The organism is Xanthomonas arboricola pv. guizotiae (assembly GCF_002940205.1).
Lineage (GTDB): Bacteria > Pseudomonadota > Gammaproteobacteria > Xanthomonadales > Xanthomonadaceae > Xanthomonas > Xanthomonas arboricola_C.
This window is the reverse complement of record NZ_MDSK01000013.1, coordinates 1-17197: the sequence shown is the minus strand read 5'-3', so window position 1 is coordinate 17197 and position 17197 is coordinate 1. Positions and strand designations below refer to the sequence as shown.

The 17197-nt window shown below is 65.8% G+C and carries 13 protein-coding genes and 1 pseudogene; 5 read left to right on the top strand and 9 right to left on the bottom strand.

Annotated features, from left to right (window positions below; all coding sequences use genetic code 11):
- The first annotated feature begins 22 nt into the window (after positions 1-22).
- The 3 genes from XarbCFBP7408_RS09810 to XarbCFBP7408_RS09800 are packed head-to-tail and all read left to right on the top strand — an operon-like array spanning position 23 to position 3185.
- Positions 23-901: an HlyC/CorC family transporter gene (locus XarbCFBP7408_RS09810; RefSeq protein ID WP_016901625.1), complete on the top strand. Its 879-nt coding sequence runs from the start codon at positions 23-25 to the stop codon at positions 899-901.
- Positions 898-2169 carry a DUF4105 domain-containing protein gene (locus XarbCFBP7408_RS09805; RefSeq protein ID WP_104562796.1) on the top strand — a complete coding sequence of 424 codons (1272 nt, stop codon included), beginning with the start codon at positions 898-900 and terminating at the stop codon, positions 2167-2169. Before XarbCFBP7408_RS09810 ends, XarbCFBP7408_RS09805 begins: the two co-directional genes overlap by 4 nt.
- Positions 2170-2183: 14 nt before the next feature.
- Positions 2184-3185, top strand: coding sequence for a magnesium and cobalt transport protein CorA (locus XarbCFBP7408_RS09800; RefSeq protein ID WP_104562795.1), 1002 nt, complete (start codon positions 2184-2186; stop codon positions 3183-3185).
- Positions 3186-3341: 156 nt separating this feature from the next.
- Here XarbCFBP7408_RS09800 and XarbCFBP7408_RS09795 read toward each other — a convergent pair whose 3' ends face one another.
- The 9 genes from XarbCFBP7408_RS09795 to XarbCFBP7408_RS09755 all read right to left on the bottom strand — a co-directional run bounded on the left by XarbCFBP7408_RS09795 (position 3342) and on the right by XarbCFBP7408_RS09755 (position 15480).
- Positions 3342-4706 carry an NAD-dependent succinate-semialdehyde dehydrogenase gene (locus XarbCFBP7408_RS09795; protein WP_104562794.1) on the bottom strand — a complete coding sequence of 455 codons (1365 nt, stop codon included), beginning with the start codon at positions 4704-4706 and terminating at the stop codon, positions 3342-3344.
- 429 nt (positions 4707-5135) lie between these two features.
- Entirely contained in the window at positions 5136-5984 is an 849-nt protein-coding gene (locus XarbCFBP7408_RS09790) for an ABC transporter permease subunit (RefSeq protein ID WP_104562793.1), read from the bottom strand.
- Positions 5981-6889 (bottom strand): ABC transporter permease subunit, encoded by a 909-nt coding sequence (locus tag XarbCFBP7408_RS09785; protein WP_104562792.1) that lies wholly within the window; start codon positions 6887-6889, stop codon positions 5981-5983. The genes XarbCFBP7408_RS09790 and XarbCFBP7408_RS09785 overlap by 4 nt, the downstream gene beginning before the upstream one ends.
- Positions 6886-8016, bottom strand: coding sequence for an ABC transporter ATP-binding protein (locus tag XarbCFBP7408_RS09780; protein WP_104562791.1), 1131 nt, complete (start codon positions 8014-8016; stop codon positions 6886-6888). Before XarbCFBP7408_RS09780 ends, XarbCFBP7408_RS09785 begins: the two co-directional genes overlap by 4 nt.
- Positions 8017-8256: 240 nt before the next feature.
- On the bottom strand, positions 8257-9747 hold the full coding sequence (locus XarbCFBP7408_RS09775; RefSeq protein ID WP_181106561.1) for an efflux transporter outer membrane subunit: 1491 nt from the start codon (positions 9745-9747) through the stop codon (positions 8257-8259).
- 4 nt (positions 9748-9751) lie between these two features.
- A complete protein-coding gene (locus XarbCFBP7408_RS09770; RefSeq protein ID WP_104562789.1) occupies positions 9752-11338 on the bottom strand; it encodes an MDR family MFS transporter in 1587 nt (528 codons plus the stop codon).
- Complete coding sequence (locus tag XarbCFBP7408_RS09765) at positions 11335-12537, bottom strand: HlyD family secretion protein (RefSeq protein WP_104562788.1); 1203 nt, start codon at positions 12535-12537, stop codon at positions 11335-11337. Before XarbCFBP7408_RS09765 ends, XarbCFBP7408_RS09770 begins: the two co-directional genes overlap by 4 nt.
- A 284-nt stretch (positions 12538-12821) precedes the next feature.
- Positions 12822-13937, bottom strand: coding sequence for a polyamine ABC transporter substrate-binding protein (locus tag XarbCFBP7408_RS09760; protein ID WP_104562787.1), 1116 nt, complete (start codon positions 13935-13937; stop codon positions 12822-12824).
- A 166-nt stretch (positions 13938-14103) separates the two neighbouring features.
- Positions 14104-15480, bottom strand: coding sequence for an aspartate aminotransferase family protein (locus XarbCFBP7408_RS09755; RefSeq protein ID WP_104562786.1), 1377 nt, complete (start codon positions 15478-15480; stop codon positions 14104-14106).
- Between the two features lie 72 nt (positions 15481-15552).
- On the opposite strand from XarbCFBP7408_RS09755, the pseudogene XarbCFBP7408_RS09750 reads away from it, so the two are divergent.
- Positions 15553-15654: pseudogene (locus tag XarbCFBP7408_RS09750) on the top strand (RNA pyrophosphohydrolase); the annotation flags it as partial.
- A gap of 558 nt (positions 15655-16212) precedes the next feature.
- Positions 16213-17118, top strand: a complete 906-nt coding sequence (locus XarbCFBP7408_RS09745) for a hypothetical protein (protein ID WP_104562785.1) — start codon at positions 16213-16215, stop codon at positions 17116-17118.
- The last annotated feature ends 79 nt before the right edge of the window (positions 17119-17197 follow it).

Here is a 17197-nt window from a genome sequence, read left to right as displayed (position 1 = left end):
CCGGGTGCCGTCCCACGTCACGATGTCCGAAGACGACAGTAGCCAATCCCAAGAAACACCCGAAAAACGCCGTAGCTGGCTCGAGCGCCTGAGCGCTGCCTTCTCTGGCGAACCCCATACCCGCGACGAACTGGTCGCGCTGCTGCGGACCGCCGAACAGGACGGTCTCATCGCTGCAGACACGTTGCGCATGATGGAAGGCGCAATCTCCGTGTCCGAGCTCACCGTGGGCGACGTGATGATCTCGCGCTCGCAGATGGTCTCGCTGCCGGTGGAGGCGCGCTTCATCGACCTGATGAAGCAGGTGGTGGAATCGGGCCATTCGCGCTTCCCGGTGCACGGCGAGAACAAGGACGAAGTGCTCGGCATCCTGCTGGCCAAGGACTTGTTGCGCGGCGTGGTCGCCGACAACGGCCCCGGCAACGTGCGCGAACTGCTGCGCCCGGCGGTGCTGATCCCCGAGTCCAAGAAGCTCAACGTGCTGCTCAAGGAATTCCGGCTGTCGCGCAACCACATGGCGATCGTGGTGGACGAGTATGGCGGCGTCGCCGGGCTGGTCACCATCGAAGACGTGCTGGAGCAGATCGTCGGCCAGATCGACGACGAGCACGACGATGCCGAGGAAGAGAATTCGTTGATCGCGATCCAGGCCGACGGCCGCTATGTGGTCGATGCGCTGACGCCGATCGAAGACTTCAACGAACGCTTTGGTGCCGACTTCCCCGACGACGAGTACGACACCGTCGGCGGCCTGGTCACCGATGCGATCGGCCACCTGCCGGAAACCGGCGAAGAGCTGACACTCGGGCGCTTTGCCTTCCGCGTGGCCAAGGCCGATGCGCGGCGCGTGCACGCCTTCCACGTGACCATTCTGCCGCCAGACCCGCAGGACGACGCTTGAACCGTTGGTACCGCGTGACTGCTGCAGCGCCAGCCCGCGGCAGCATCCGGCGCTGGGCGGCGGCGTGCCTGCTGCTGTTGCTGGCGTTGTTGGTGGCACCTGCCGCCGTGGCCCAGGCCACCGGGCAGGCGCCTGCCCAGCCCAATGTGCCGGCACCGCGGGTCGGCGTGGTCACCATGCAGCCGGGCGAGGTGTTCTTCGAGCGCTTCGGCCACGATGCCATCGTGGTGGTCGATCCCGTCAGCGGGCAGGCCACCTCGTACAACTTTGGTTTCTTCGACCCCGGCGAGCCGGATTTCGTCCCGCGCTTTGCGCGCGGCGAGATGATGTATTACCTGGTCGCGTTGCCGCTGGAAGAAGACCTGCAGCAGTACCGTGCGGTCGGCCGCGGCGTCAGCATCCAGTGGTTGGACCTGCCGCCGGACCAGGCGCGCGCGCTGGCTGACGGGCTGGCAATCCGCAGCCAGCCCGAGAACGCGCGCTACCACTACGATTACTTCGTGGCCAACTGCGCCACCATGGTCCGCGACACACTGGACCGGGCGATGGGTGGCGCGTTGAAATCGCAACTGGCCGGGCGCTCGCGCGGCAACACCTTCCGCAGCGAAGCGGTGCGTCTGGCCTCGCCTGCCCCGTGGATGTGGCTGGGCTTCGACCTGGGCCTGGGGCCGTATGCGGACCGCCCGCTGTCGCGCTGGGAAGAAGCCTTCGTGCCGATGCGCCTGGCCGACAGCCTGACCCAGGTGCACAACGGCGCCGGCCGCCCGTTGGTGCAGTCCACCCAGGTCCTGCTGCCGCATCGCATCGCACCGGAGCCGGCCGAACAGCAGCGCCACTGGTGGCCATGGCTGCTGACCGGGCTGATCGTCGCTGCCGGCGTGCTGGCACTCGGTCGCCGGCAACGCGTGCTGGCCGCCCTGGCCCTGCCGTACTGGCTGCTGTGCGCGATCGGCGGCGGCTTGCTGGTATATCTGTGGGGCTTCACCGCGCATCAGTCGGCCTGGGCCAATCGCAACCTGTTGCTGGTCAACCCGCTGTGCGTGCTGCTGTTGATCGGCGGCATCGCCGTGCTGCGCGGGCGCCGGCCCGGGCGCTGGTTCGATGTGCTGCGCTGGGTGGTCGCCGCCGCGGCACTGCTGGCGCTGCTGATCCACTGGCTGTCGTTCCAGGCGCAGGACAACCTGCAGTGGGTGCTGCTGCTGTTGCCGATCCATGCCGCGCTCGCCATCGCGTTGCGGCGGCGTGACTTGTCCGTCCGCACGCGCTGATCCAGGATGCGCCCATGAACCACCACGGCCGCCACCCGGACAACCCCTCCTGCGTCATCACCTGCGCCTACTACGACGGCCAGGGCGAGCGCCACGACGTCAGCCTGGAGCAGATCAGCGACGTGCTGCAGCGGCCGGATGGCTTCGTCTGGGTCGGCCTGTACGAGCCGCAGGAATCGGTGCTGCACAAACTGCAGGATGAGTTCGGCCTGCACGATCTGGCCATCGAGGATGCGCTCAAGGCGCACCAACGTCCCAAGGCCGAGAGCTACGGCAACTCCTTGTTCGTGGTGGTCAACACCGCACAACTGGTCAACGAACGCATTCGCTATGGCGAGACGCACGCGTTTCTGGGCGCGCGCTTTCTGTTGACGGTGCGCCATGGCGCATCGCTGTCCTACGCGCCGGTACGCCACCGGGTCGAACGCGAACCGGCGATGCTGCGCATGGGCGCCTCGTACTGCCTGTATGGCGTGCTGGATTTCGTGGTCGACAACTACCTGCCGATCATGGACGAGTTCCGCGACACGCTGGAAGGCCTGGAAAAGGACATCTTCGCCGACAACTACAAGCGCGAAACCGTGGTGCGCCTGTACGAGCTCAAGCGCGAACTCAACAAGATGCGCTTGGTCGTGGCGCCATTGCAGGACGTGCTCTCGCACCTCAAGCGCAACCCCGGCTCGCTGATCCACGACGAGGTCGGCATCTACCTGCGCGACGTGCTCGACCATGCCGTACGCATCAACGACGCCATCGACACCTTGCGCGAAATGCTGGGCACCGCGTTGAGCGTCAACCTGTCGATGGTGACCCTGGCCCAGGGCGAAACCGTCAAACGCCTGGGCGCCTGGGCCGCGCTGCTGGCCGCGCCGACCCTGATCACCAGCTGGTACGGCATGAACTTCACCCACATGCCCGAACTGGACAAACCTTATGCCTACCCGCTGCTGGTAGCCGGCGTGGTCGCCTCGTGCCTGGTGCTGTATCGCCTGTTCAAGCGCGCGCGGTGGCTTTAGGCCGCTCTGCGGCCCGGGATTGGGGATTGGTTGGAGCTGGACGAGTGACTTCTGCTCGCGTGCTGCACCTACCCTCATCCGCCCTTCGGGCACCTTCTCCCGGGGGGAGAAGGAAGCGGACTGCTTTTGCGAATCCCCAATCCCCAATCCCCGCACTCAAGCCACATAGATCGTCTTGATGTTCATGAACTCGTGGATGCCGTGCTCGGCCAGCTCGCGGCCGAAGCCCGAGCGCTTGATGCCGCCGAACGGTAGCCGCAGGTCGCTCTTGACGACCGCATTGACGAACGCCGCGCCGCACTGCAATTGCTGCGCGACGCGCTCGCCGCGCTTGGCATCGGAGGTCCACACGCTGCCGCCCAGGCCAAAGCTGGTGTCGTTGGCCACGCGTACCGCCTCGGCTTCATCCCGCACCCGAATCACCGATGCGACCGGGCCGAAAAACTCCTCCTCGTAGGCCGGCATGCCCGGGGCGACATGATCGAGGATGGTGGCCGGATAGCCTGCATGCGAACCGGGCACCGGTTCGCCGCCCAGCAGCAGCTTGGCGCCCTTTTCCACGCTGCGTTGCACCTGCTTGTGCAGCTCGTCGCGTAGATCCGCGCGGGCCATCGGCGCCAGCGTGGTGCCCTCCCGCTGCGGATCGCCGAGCACGCGCCGGGAGGCGGCGGCAACGAAGCGTTCGATGAAGCGATCAGCGATGGCGTCCACCACGATGAAGCGTTTGGCGGCGATGCAGGTCTGCCCGCTGTTGTCGAACCGCGACTGCACGGCGGAGGCGACGGTGTGCTCCAGGTCGGCGTCTTCCAGCACCACGAACGCGTCGCTGCCGCCGAGCTCCATCACGCACTTCTTCAGCTGATCGCCCGCATTTGCCGCCAGCGAACGTCCCGCGCGTTCGCTGCCGGTCAGCGTCACCGCGGCAATGCGCTGGTCACGCAACACCTCTGCGGCCTGGTCGTTGTCGATATGCAGCACGTCGAACACGCCGGGCGGAATACCGGCGGCATCCAGCACCTCCTTCATCGCATCGGCGCAGCGCGGCACATTGCTGGCGTGCTTGAGCAGCGCGACATTGCCGGCCATCAGACCCGGGGCGAGGAACCGGAACACCTGCCACAACGGAAAATTCCACGGCATCACCGCAAACACGCAGCCCAGCGGCTCGTAGCGCACATAGCTGGACCGCGCCTCGGTCGGGATATCGCGCGGTGCCAGGTAGTCGGCCGCATGTTCGGCGTAATAGGCGCAGCCCTGCGCGCACTTGTCCACCTCGGCCAGCGCCTCGTGGCGCAGCTTGCCCATCTCGGCGGTCATGATGCGCTGCAGGTCGTCGCGCCGCCGGGTCAGCTCTTCGCCGACGCGGCGCAGCAGTGCGCCGCGCTCGGCCAGCGGCAGCGCCGCCCACTGCGGAAATGCCTTGGCGGAAGCAGCCAGACGCGCCTCGATGGCGGCGGCGTCCAGGGTGTGCTGGGTATGTTCGACCTGGCCATTGGCCGGGTTGACGGTGTCGTAGGACATGACGGTCTCCGGTTACAGGCCCGCCATGCTAGTCGCCGGCAAGTTGCAACCGTGTCACAACCGCAGCAAATCGCTGCAACGCTGTGTTTACCCGAGCCGCGACGCAATGCCGCAGCTCCATCGCACGGCTAGCGGCCCGCTGGCAGACGGAATAACGCTCCCAGACAAGGCCGAGCGACAGGGCGATGAGACCGGTGCCGAGTATCGGTGCGACCTGCGCAAGCCGCAGTCCTGGGACAGCGGGTACACGCCTCCTGCCGGGTAACAGCAACCGAACCAGCTGTCGTGCCCGGCGTCGGGTAGCCGCCGCAGGAACCCGCCGCGTGCTGATCGCGCGCGCACCGTCGTAGGCGTCGGTGGCTTCGTGGTTCGCAGCCGTCTGGCCGCCGCTTGTTGCGGTGCATTCGCCACACCCGCGTTGGTGCCTGCTCAGGAAGCAGCTTGCAGCGCCAGTTGCGCATCGCGCTGGCGGCGTTTTTCGCTGCGCGCCAGCAGCCACCAGCCGATCACCGCGGCGATCGACACCGCCAGCACCATCAGCGTGGCCAGTGCGTTGATCTTGGGGCTGATGCCCAGCCGCACCGACGCAAACACCTTGATCGGCAAGGTGGTCGAACTGGGCCCGGCCAGGAAGCTGGCGATCACCACGTCGTCCAGCGACAGCGTGAATGCGAGCAGCCAGCCCGATACCAATGCCGGAGCGATGATCGGCAAGGTGATCAGCAAGAACACCTTCAGCGGTGTCGCGCCCAGATCCATCGCCGCCTCTTCCAGCGAGCGATCCAGTTCCTGCAGGCGCGAGGAAATCACCACCGTCACGAACGAGACGGTGAAGGTGACATGCGCCGCCCAGATCGCCACCGCGCCGCGCGGTGCGATCCCGAGTACACCGCCCATCGAGACCAGCAACAGCAGGATCGACAGACCGATGATCACTTCCGGCATCACCAGCGGTGCGGTGATCAATGCACCGAACAGGGTCTTGCCGGGAAAACGCCGCATGCGCACCATCGCCAGCGCCGCCATCGTCCCCAGCACCGTCGATGCACAGGCGGTCCAGAACGCGACTTGCAGACTGACCCAGGCGGCCTCCAGCAACTGGCGATCGCGCAGCAATTCGCCATACCAGCGCGTGGAAAAGCCGCCCCACACCATCGCCAGGCGCGAGGCGTTGAACGAGTAGACCATCAGCAACAGGATCGGCAGATACAGAAAGCCGAAGCCCAGCGCGAGGACACTGCCACCCAGCACGCGACCACCGCGCGAGGCGCGCATCATGTCAGCCGCCCTTCCAGCTCTCGCTGCTGATAACGGTGGAACAGCACGATCGGCACCAGCAACAGCAGCAACATCACCGTGGCCACTGCAGCGGCCACCGGCCAGTCGCGATTATTGAAGAACTCGCCCCACAGCACGCGGCCGATCATCAAGGTGTCCGGCCCGCCCAGCATTTCCGGAATCACGAATTCGCCCACCGCCGGAATCATCACCAGCATGCAGCCGGCCACGATCCCGTTGCGCGACAGCGGCAAGGTGATGCGCACGAACGCCTGCCACGGCCGCGCGCCGAGATCGTAGGCGGCTTCGAGCAATCGCTGGTCGTGCTTGACCAGATTGGCGTACACCGGCAGCACCATGAACGGCAGATAGCAGTACACGATGCCGATGTAGGCGGCGAGCGGCGTGTACAGCAACTGCAAGGGCTGGCGGATCACCCCCAGCCCCAGCAGCGCCTGATTGAGCAGGCCGTTGCCGTCGAGGATGCCGATCCAGGCGTACACGCGGATCAGGAACGAGGTCCACGACGGCAGCACCACCAGCATCATCGCCACATTGCGCGTGGCCAGCGGCAGACGCGCGATCACATAGGCCATCGGGTAGCCGATCAACAGCGCAAACACGGTCGACAGCGCGGCGATCCTGATCGAACTCGCATATGCCGCGACGTATTGGCTGTCGCGCAGCATGAGCAGGTAATTGCCCAACTGCAGCTTGAGACTCACCGCCCCATCGGCCGCAACGGCGAACAGCGGCGTGTACGGCGGCATCGCGGTGGCGCGCTCGGCGAAGGAGATCTTCAGCACGATCAGGAACGGGACCGCGAAGAACACCAGCAGCCACAGATACGGTGCGGCGATCACGCCCCAGCGCGCGCCCGGCAATGCGCGGATCAGGCGCCTCATGCGGTGAGTACCACGCCGTCGTCCTCGCCCCAGCTCAGCCAGACGGTGTCGCCCCAGGTCAGCGCTTCGCTGGCCCAGCGCTGACGGTTGGCGAAGTTGGCCATCAGCTTGGAACCGCCGGGCAGGCGCACGTGATAGACCGAATGGCTGCCGAAATAGGCGATGTCCTCGATCACGCCCTGCGCCTTGTTGCAGGCCTGGGCCGGTTCGTCCTTGCCGATGAGGAGTTTTTCCGGGCGCAGCGCGAACGCCACCGCCTGCCCTTCGAAACCGGTGATGCCGTGGCCGATCCGGATATTGGCGTCGAAGGCCGACGCCTTCAGGCCGACGTAGTCGGGTTTGTCCTCGACGATCACCGCGTCGATCAGATTGACCGAGCCGATGAAGTCGGCGGCGAACCGGTTGGCCGGTTGTTCGTAGATTTCGTCCGGGGTGCCGACCTGCTGGATCCAGCCCTGGTCCATCAACGCGATGCGGGTGGCCATGCTCATGGCCTCTTCCTGATCATGGGTGACCATGACGCAGGTGACGCCGGAGGTCTCGATGATGTTGACCAGCTCCAGCTGCATCTGCGCGCGCAGCTTCTTGTCCAGCGCGCCCATCGGTTCGTCCAGCAGCAACAGCTTGGGCCGCTTGGCCAGCGAGCGCGCCAACGCCACGCGTTGCTGCTGCCCGCCGGACAGTTGATGCGGCTTGCGCCTGGCCAGGCTGCCAAGCTGCACCAGCTCCAGCATCTCGCCCACGCGCGCCGCGATCGCCGGCTTGGACAGGGCTTCCTGCTTCAGCCCAAAGGCGATGTTCTGCTCCACGCTCATATGCGGGAACAACGCATACGACTGGAACATCATGTTGATCGGGCGCTGGTACGGCGGCAACCCGTCGATCGGCTGGCCATCCAGCACGATGCAGCCTTTGGTCGGCCGCTCGAAACCGGCCAGGCAGCGCAGCAGGGTGGACTTGCCGCTGCCCGAGCCGCCCAGCAGCGCGAAGATCTCGCCCTTGCGGATCTGCAGGCTGACCTCGTCGACTGCGACGACGCCATCGAATTCCTTGCGGACCCCGTTGATGCTCAGATAGGCATTGTCGCCAGGGGAAAGCGGCGCCGCTGCGGCCTCGGTGACTGCCATGAATCCTCTCGATTGCGAAACGTGACCCGGCAACGACTGTGCGCCTCAGGGCGCCGGCGCCGCCAGTGCTTGGTGCGACATCAGCGCTCGTCGCTTTGCGTCTCGTCTGCAGCGGGCTGAAGACTAACTGCTACATCTGGTGACCACCTGCCGGCGCGGGTGACGCAGCAGCGCAGCGTGTGCGCCAGAGCGCCACCCTAGCGCGACCGGAGCGCCGACACCCGCCGCGACAGGTATCGATCAGCGTGGCTCCGGCACCGGCGCGCTCCAGCCCAGACCCAGGCTCTTCTGCAGCGCGACGTAGTTCACCAGCAACTGCACCTGTGCCTGTGCGGCGGCATCCTGCGCGGACAGCTGCTGGCGCTGCACGTCGAGCAGATCGATCGACGAGGTGGCACCGGCATCGCGACGTTGCTGCATCAGCCCGGCCGAACGCGTGGCCGAGGCTTCGGCCTGCCGTGCCACTACCAGCTGCTTGCGCGCCGAGCCGAAGCGCGCCAATGCCGAATTGGCATCCTGCAACGCAGCCAGCACCGCGCCCTGGTACGCCGCCGCGCGGCCGGCATTGCCGGCACGCGCCTGCTCCACCTGTGCCCTGGTGCGGCCGAAGTCGAAGATCGACCAGCGCAGCATCGGCACCGCCAGCGTGGTCAAGGCGTCGGAATTGAAATCGCTGGGCGAGCCGGCCACCCAGCTCAGGCCGCCCAGCAGGCTCACCTGCGGAAAATATCCGTTCAATGCCTCGCCGATCTGCGCGCTGGAGGCAGCCAGTTCGCGCTCGGCCTTGCGCACATCGGGGCGGCGACGGATCAAGGCGCCGGCATCGTCCACGCGCACCTGCGCGGGCAGCATCGGCAACGGCTGCGGCGCGCTCAACTGCGCATCCAGCGCGCCGGGCTCGCGCCCCACCATCAGCGCCAGCTGGTCCAGCGCTTCCTGCGATTGCATGTCCAGCGGCAGGCGCTGCGCCTGTTGCTGCTGCACCTGCGTGGCGATCTGTTCGACCTGCAGGTCCGAAGCAGCGCCACGCTCGCGGCGCTGCTGGGTCAGGCGCAGGGTCTGCCCGATCTTGTCCAGGTTCGCATCGGCGATCGCCAGCCGCGCCTGCAAGCCGCGGTAGTTGAGGTACACCTGCCCCACTTCGGCTGCCAGCTGCACCTGCGCATCGGCCAGCTCGGCTTCTGAGGCCTGCGCCTGTGCCAGCGCGCCTTCGGCGGCGCGACGGCGGCGGCCGAAGACATCCAGCTCCCAGCTGGCGTCGAAACCGGCGCTGTAGATCTGGGTCTTTTCCAGATCCAGCGCCTCGCTGCCCTGAGCCGGTGGCTGGCCGTTCTGGCCGTTCTGCAAGCCGCCCAGCGTATCGACGATGGTCTGCGGCGGCTCGGCATACGCATACACCGCGCTGGCATTGAGCTTGGGCAGGCGCTCGGCACGGCGCTGGCTGGCCAGTGCGCGGTTGGCGCGCAGCCGCGCCTGCGCCGCACGCAGGTTGGGACTGTCGGCCAGGGCCTGGGTGACCAGCTGGGTGAGGGTCGGGTCCTGCAGCTGCTCCCACCAATGATTCAACGGCGCGGCAGCGACCACCTCGGCGCCAGCGGCGCGATGCAGGGCCGGCGCCTGCACCGCCGTATCGGCCACTGCCGGGGGCTTGGTGTAGTTGGGGCCGAGCATGCAGCCGCCGAGCAAAACCACGCTCAACGGCGCAGCCAGGGGCATGCGGATCAGGCGCATGGAATCAGTGCATTGCAAGGTGCGCCCCCTTGGGTAACGGCTTGAGCAAAAAAGCCAGCGGAATCGTGCAGACCACGATCACGCCGAAGATCCAGAACAGATCGCTATAGGTCATCACCAGGGCCTGCTGCTGCACCAGGCGCGCCAGCTGCGCGAGCGAGCGGATGGCCGCCTCGCCGCCGGCGCTGCCCTGCATCTGCGCGGTCAGTCCGGAGAGAAAATCCTGCGCGCGCGAGGAATTGGCGGTGATCGCGCTGCCGATGGTTTCGGTATGGAAGGTCATGCGGCGCTCCTGGAAGGTGGAGATCAGCGCAAGCCCGACCGAGCCGCCCAGGTTGCGGCCGGCGTTGAACAGGCCCGACGCATCGCCGGCCAGTTCGGGCGGCACCGAGGAGATGGCCGCCTGGTTCAACGACATCATCGCCAGCGCCAGGCCGCAACCCTGCAACAACTGGCCGGCGACAAAATGCATGCCCACGGTGTCGGCGGTCAGCGACAGATTGGCGAAGCAGGCCGCGGCAAAGCAGATCAGCCCGGCGATCACCAGGATGCGCACGTCCACCACCTCCAGCAGCTTGGGCATCATCGGCATCAGCAGCACGGTCGGCAGGCCCGACAGCAGCAGCACGTAGCCGGCCTGCTCGGTGTTGTAGCCGGAGATCACCGCCAGGAATTGCGGGATCATGTACATGACGCCGAACAGGATCATGCCCACCGCCATGATCATGACGAATACCGCGCCGAAACTGCGGTGCAGCAGCAGCGACAGGTGGATCACCGGCGGCCGCTTGCGGAACTGGCCCACGACCAGTGCAGCGAATCCGCTCAGCGCGATCACGCTCAGCGCGTTGATCTCGCTGGATTCGAACCAGCGCTCGCGCTGGCCTTCTTCCAGCACCACGGTGAGCCCGCCCAGGCCGGCGGTCAGGCCGTAGATGCCCAGCCAGTCGGCATTGAGCAGGCCGGCCCAGTCGCCTTTCTCATGCTTGAGGCCAAGCAGCAGCAAGGCCACCAGGCCGACGCAGATCGGCACGTTGATGAAGAAGGCGTAGTGCCAGCTGACGTTCTCGGTGAGCCAGCCGCCCAGCAGCGGGCCGATCACCGGGCCCATGATCACGGTCATGCCGAACAGGGCGGTGCCCATGGTTTGCTGACTCGGCGGCAGCCGGGTGGCGACGATGGTCAGCGCGGTCGGAATCAGCGCGCCACCGGCCAGGCCCTGCCCCACGCGGCCGATGATCATCATCGTCAACGAGGTCGACAGCCCGCACACCACCGAAAACGCGGTGAACATCAGTGCGCAGATCAGCAGGAAGTTGCGCAGGCCCAGCGTGCGCACGAACCAGCCGGTCAGCGGGATCATGATGATCTCGGCAACCAGATACGCGGTGGAGATCCAGGTGCCTTCGGTGCCGCTGGCGCCGACCTCGCCCTGGATGGTGGGCAGCGCCGCGTTGACGATGGAGATGTCCAGCGTCGCCATGAACGAGCCGATGGTGCCGGCCAGCACCGCCAGCCAGGCGCCCGGCTCGGCCTTCTCGCGTTGCGCGCTGCCGCCGGCACGCGGGCCGGTGGCCGCCGTTGCAGTCATCGCGCGCGCTCCTGCGCCTGCACGCGATCGGATTCCTCCTCGGCCCGTTGCTTGGCGTCCTTGGCCGAGCGCGTGTCCACGGTGACCTCGACCGACATGCCCGGCACCAGCACCTTGCGCGCCTCGTCGCCGGCCAGCACGCGGATGCGCACCGGCACGCGCTGCACCACCTTGGTGAAGTTGCCGGTGGCATTTTCCGGCGGCAACAGCGCGAACTGCGAGCCGGTACCCGGCGACAGGCTCTCGACCTTGCCATGCAGCTTGACGCCCGACAAGGCATCGACCTCGATCTCGGCCGGCTGGCCGGGGCGCATCAGGCCGACCTGGGTTTCCTTGAAATTGGCGATCAGGTACAGCGATTCCTGCGGCACGATGGTCATGGTGCGGGTGCCGGCCCCGAGGAACTGGCCGACCTGCACGGTCTTGTCGCCGACGCGGCCGTGGATGCGGCTGGTCAACAAGGTGTCTTCCACCGCCACGCGGGCCTGGTCGGCATCGGCGCTGGCCTGCTTGAGGCCGGCCTGGGCCTGTTCCAGCTGCGCGTTGCTGGCCAGGATCTGGCTCTGCGCCCCCTTGGCCTGCGCCTGCGCGGCCTGGTACTGCGCGCGCGCGCGTTGCAGTTCGTGCTGCAGGCTTTCCTGGTGTTCGTGGGTGTCGGCGCCGGAGGCGGCCAGCGGGGCGAAGCGCTTCACTTCGGCCTGTGCGAAAGCCAGGCTTGCCGCTGCCGAGGTGACCTGGCTGCGCGCCTGCACCAGCGCCGACTCCTGCCCGGACACATTGGCGGTGGCCGCGGCGATATCGGCCTGGCGCGCGGCGATCGCGGCTTCGGCCTGCTGCAGGGTCGCCTGGTAGGTGCGGTCGTCGATCTGCAGCAGCGGCTGGCCGGCGTCCACGATCTGGTTGTCGCCCACCATCACCTTGGTCACGTAGCCACTGACCCGCGGCGCCACGGCCACCGAGTCGGCCTGCAGGTAGGCATTATTGGTGTCCTGCATGTAGCGGCCCTTGATCAGGTAATAGGCCAGCCAGATCACCAGCAGCAGCACCACCAGCACCCCGACCACGATCAGCGTCCACTTGACCTTGGGATTCTTCAACGGCGAGGGCTTGGGCGGCTCCTGCTCGTCGCGCGCGCCGGCGCCCTGCGCATCCGTGGCCGACGCCTGGCTGTCATTGGACTGGTGGTCGTGGTTGCTCAAAGAATGCGTCCTGTGTGATGGGCGAAGCGTGCCGTGCGGCGGCAGCATCAGCGGCTCCGGCGAAGCGGCGCGACCATACAATTGTTTGAACTGCCCGGTACAGATTGCGTGATGAACCGGTCAGCCGCCGCCCGGACTGATGGGCACGTCATTAGGGCAGCCCTACGCGATGGACTGCCCTGCGCAATCTGTCCGTGCTGTCGGATGGCGCTGCCTTGCGAGACCGGGCACGGCGACTCAGCCGCTCGCGCAGGCCCGCTATGTTCTTCGCAGGCCCGCTGTGCTCAACGGCCGGTCTTGATCTCGGTCCACAGCCGCGTGTACAGCCGGTCCACGTCCGGCGGGTTGATCGCATAGGTGAACATCCTGGCGGTCACTTCCGGCGGCGGGTAGATGGTGGGGTCGTTACGGATCGCCGCGTCCACCAGCGGCGTGGCGGTGCGCACCGGATTGGCGTAGTGGATGAAGTTGCTGTTGGCCGCGGCCACCTCCGGCTTCAACAGATAATTGATGAAGGCGTAGGCGTTGTCGGGGTGCTTGGCATCCTTGGGAATGGCCAGCATGTCGAACCACTGCGGCGCGCCTTCCTTGGGGATCGCATAGGCCACCTTGATGCCGTTGCCGGCTTCCACCGCACGGTCGCGCGCCTGGATGATGTCGCCCGACCAGCCCACCGCCAGGCAGGTGTTTCCATTGGCCAACGAAGTCACATATTGGCTGGAGTGGAAGTTCTGCACATACGGGCGAATCGTCTTGATCAGCGCGGCGGCCTGTTCGATCTCGGCCGGCGTGTTGCTGTGCGGATCCAGCCCGAGATAATTGAGCGCGATCGGAATCAGGTCCGAGGGCGTGTCCAGGATGGTCACGCCGCAGTCCTTGAGCTTGGACAGATTCTCCGGCTTGAACACCAGATCCCAGCTGTTGGCGACCTCGGTGTTACCGAAGATCGCCTTGAGCTTGTCGACGTTGTAGCCGATGCCGGTGGTGCCGATCATGTACGGCACGCCATAGGCGTTGCCCGGGTCCTGCGCGGCAATGCGCCGCATGATGTCCGGGTCCAGATTGGCCAGATTGGGGATCTTGCCCTTGTCCAGCGGCAGGAACACGCCGGCCTGGATCTGCCGGCCGAAGAAATTGAGCGTGGGCACCACCACGTCGTAATCGCTGCCGCCGGCGAGCAGCTTGGTTTCCACCATCTCGTCGCTGTCGAACACGTCGTAGGTGACCTTGATGCCGGTGCTCTTCTCGAACGCGGGAATGGTGTCTTCGGCGATGTAGTCCGAATAGTTGTAGACATTGAGCACCTTGGCCTGCGCCTCGGCACCGCCGGGTGCATTGCTGCCACCGCAGGCGGCCAGCAAGGTGGTGGACAGCATCAGGGCGAGCAGTCGCGGCGTCATGCGGGTCTCCAGGGCAGCACGATCAGGGCGGGCCGCGAGGCGGCCGGTCGAAGGGCCAGCCTACCCAGGGTGGTTGTGTTTGCACAGCGCGGCGTGGCGGAACCCGACCGTGCGCACCCGCAGGCCGGTGCGGCCGGCAACGCTTGATGTGCGCCGGCCGGCAGGCCTAGACCACACCGATGCCCAGCGCCTGCGCAGTATCGTCCAGCGCCGCCCAGGCCTTGTCGAACAGCTCATCGACCTGCTCGCGGGTGATGATCAACGGCGGCGACAGCAGCATTGCATCGTAGGTGGCACGCAGGATCAGCCCGCGCCGCAGCGCGAAATCGCGGCACAGCGCACCGACCCGGCCGCGTTCGGGAAAATAGACCCCACGCCGGCGTTTGTCCGGCACCAGTTCCAGCGCCCCGACCAGGCCAGCGATACGCGCCTCGCCGACCAGCCGGTGCTCGCCCAGCTCGGCCCAGCGTTGCGCCAGGTACGGTGCGATCCGGGTACGCGCGGTGTCCACGATGCCTTCGTCCTGCAGCAGGCGCAGGTTCTCCAGCGCCACCGCCGCGCAGACCGGATGCCCCGCATAGGTGCCGCCGTGCGCCAGCTCGCCACCCTGCGCCTTGAGTACGCCGGCCACGCGATCGTTGAACATCGCCGCCGCCAACGGGATATAGCCGGAGGTGATGCCCTTGGCCAGCGTCATCACGTCGGGCTGGAAGCCGAAATACTCCGCACCGAACCAGGCACCGGTACGCCCGAACCCGCAGATCACCTCGTCGGCCACCAGCAGCACGTCGTAGCGCCGGCAGATACGTTCGATTTCCGGCCAGTAGCTGCGCGGCGGAATGTACACCCCGATCGCGCCCATGATCGGTTCACCGATAAACGCCGCCACCTGCTGCGGCCCGAGCTGCAGGATCCTGTCTTCGAGCCGACGCGCCGCCAGCAGCCCGTACTCCTCCGGGTCCATCTGCCCGCCGTCGCCGAAATGATACGGCGGCGCGATGTGGTGGATATCCGGAATCGGCAGGCCGCCCTGCCTGTGCATGCCGCGCATGCCGCCCAGGCTGGCACCGGCCATGGTGGTGCCGTGATAGCCGTCATGACGGCCGATGAAGATGCGTTTTTCCGGCTGCCCCTGCACCGCCCAGAAATGCCGCACCAGCCGCAGGATGGTGTCGTTGGCCTCCGACCCGGAGTTGGCGAAGAACGCATGGTTCAGATCGCCCGGCGTCAACTCCGCCAGCTTGGCGGCCAGATGGATGGTGGGCTCGGTGGTGCAGTGGAAGAAGCTGTTGTAGTACGCCAGCTGTTCCATCTGGCGCGCCGCCGCCTGTGCCAGCTCCTTGCGCCCGTAGCCGACATTCACGCACCACAAGCCGCCGAATGCATCCAGCAACTTGTTGCCCTGCGCGTCCCAGACGTACACGCCCTCGCCGCGGGTCAGGATGCGCGTGCCCTTCTGCGCCAATGCCGCGTGGTCGGTGAACGGGTGCAGGTGATGGGCGGCATCGAGGTCTCGCAGGGCCAGCTGGTCCACAGCGTGCATGGACACTCCCGTAAACGATGGCAGCACAGTGTAGAGGCTTTCACTTGCTGTCACCGCACGCGCGCCATTGACTGCTTGCAGTTCACCGGCCACGAATCCCATCTCAAGCTCGACCACACCGACACGCCAGAGTTCGATCACTGGCGCTGGGTGGATTTCTGGTATGCGGTCGAGTAGCCACAGGCAAGCGCGCACAGCCACACCTCGTGCGCTGGATTTAGTCCGCCGTCGGCGCATCGGCCTAGTCGCGATCCAGCACATATTGCATTGCATCAACTGCGTTGGCGGGAACATTACAAGGCATCCATAGCAGTCGCGCCTGCTTGTTCTGATGTTCCCTGCAAGCGGCGGATTTGCTGCGCTTGATGCTGCAATGCAATAGCAGACGATTCGGTAATGATCCTCGATGCAATCCACGCCCAAATGACGTCAGCGCCCGTTTAGGAAAGCTCTGAACAACTCCTCGATAGACTTCTGATCGACGCCTGAGGTTGGAGCCATCACGCGTAAGTGATTGATTTTCAGCAACGGAGATTGTCGTGATCAAGCGAAATCCCAAGTTCGCTCGCAACGCCAAGAGTTGTTCAGAGGTTCCTTAGGTGTCGGGTTTTTACCCAGGGTTCGTAGGTGAATATTCTGCGCTCGCATCAACAATGATTAAATTTTTCTAAATTTGCGTCGTTACTTCCTATGTCTGGCGGTGCATCTCGTTCCGCCGCCTAGGAGAGAACAATGATGATTCGTCACCGCCTCGTCCGCTCGCTGCTGTTCGCCGCCATTTCGTTATCTTCGACGCAAGCGCTGGCTGCAACCGAAATCGGCGAACATTTCACGCTCAGTGGTTTCGGCACGCTCGCGGCGCTGCGCACCGACACCGACGATGCCAGCTACATTCGCGAATCGCAGTTCAACGGGGCGACAGACTCGTTCGACCTCGGTACTGATTCGAATCTTGGCGTGCAACTGATCGGGCGCGCCAACAGCTGGCTCTCGGCGACGGTGCAAACACTGACCAAACGGCGCAGTTCACTTTACGGCGCCACCCAGGTGGAGTGGCTGTTCGTCAAGGTCGAACCACTGCCCAGGCTGGCGATCCGCGCCGGGCGCATTGCCACACCGACCTTCGCCATCTCCGACACGCGCAATGTGGGCTATGCCAATCCATGGGTACATGCACCCAACGAGGTCTACGCGTCTGCGGTGGTGGATCAACTGCGTGGCGGCGATGTGACCTTTACCCACGATCTGGCGGACGGAACGATCAAGCTGACCGGGCTCACCGGCAGCAACATCTTCACGGTCGATATCGGCTTCGGGCCAGTCGAGGGCAAACAGAGGAACGTTCTTGGTTTCAATGCCGTATGGGAAAACGACTGGCTCACACTGCGCGCCGGGCGCCTTAACGGAGACTTCGATATCGCACCTCTCGGAATCTATGGCGACACGTTTACGTTCAGCGGCGTCGGCGCCATCGTCAATCGCAATGACTGGCTGGTGCAGGGTGAGTACGTGACCCGACGCGCGGACAAGGTCAACAGGGAAATCGATGCCGAAGCGTGGTATGCGTTGGTCGGGCACAGATTCGGTAGCGTCCAGCCCTTTGTCAGCTACGCCGCTGCCGATCCTAAGAGCGGCTAACAAAACCCTTGAATTCTGTTGAGTCGGCGACAACATTGCCGGCATGACACGTCGCAACGAGATCCCTAGTGCGCTTTGG

Excerpts from the sequence above, each read along its gene's own strand:
- XarbCFBP7408_RS09810 (WP_016901625.1), top strand. The coding sequence starts at position 23 with ATGTCCGAAGACGACAGTAGCCAATCCCAAGAAACACCCGAAAAACGC.
- XarbCFBP7408_RS09800 (WP_104562795.1), top strand. The coding sequence starts at position 2,184 with ATGAACCACCACGGCCGCCACCCGGACAACCCCTCCTGCGTCATCACC.
- XarbCFBP7408_RS09795 (WP_104562794.1), bottom strand. The coding sequence starts at position 4,706 with ATGTCCTACGACACCGTCAACCCGGCCAATGGCCAGGTCGAACATACC.
- XarbCFBP7408_RS09790 (WP_104562793.1), bottom strand. The coding sequence starts at position 5,984 with ATGATGCGCGCCTCGCGCGGTGGTCGCGTGCTGGGTGGCAGTGTCCTC.
- XarbCFBP7408_RS09785 (WP_104562792.1), bottom strand. The coding sequence starts at position 6,889 with ATGAGGCGCCTGATCCGCGCATTGCCGGGCGCGCGCTGGGGCGTGATC.
- XarbCFBP7408_RS09780 (WP_104562791.1), bottom strand. The coding sequence starts at position 8,016 with ATGGCAGTCACCGAGGCCGCAGCGGCGCCGCTTTCCCCTGGCGACAAT.
- XarbCFBP7408_RS09775 (WP_181106561.1), bottom strand. The coding sequence starts at position 9,747 with ATGCGCCTGATCCGCATGCCCCTGGCTGCGCCGTTGAGCGTGGTTTTG.
- XarbCFBP7408_RS09770 (WP_104562789.1), bottom strand. The coding sequence starts at position 11,338 with ATGACTGCAACGGCGGCCACCGGCCCGCGTGCCGGCGGCAGCGCGCAA.
- XarbCFBP7408_RS09760 (WP_104562787.1), bottom strand. The coding sequence starts at position 13,937 with ATGACGCCGCGACTGCTCGCCCTGATGCTGTCCACCACCTTGCTGGCC.
- XarbCFBP7408_RS09755 (WP_104562786.1), bottom strand. The coding sequence starts at position 15,480 with ATGCACGCTGTGGACCAGCTGGCCCTGCGAGACCTCGATGCCGCCCAT.
- XarbCFBP7408_RS09745 (WP_104562785.1), top strand. The coding sequence starts at position 16,213 with ATGATGATTCGTCACCGCCTCGTCCGCTCGCTGCTGTTCGCCGCCATT.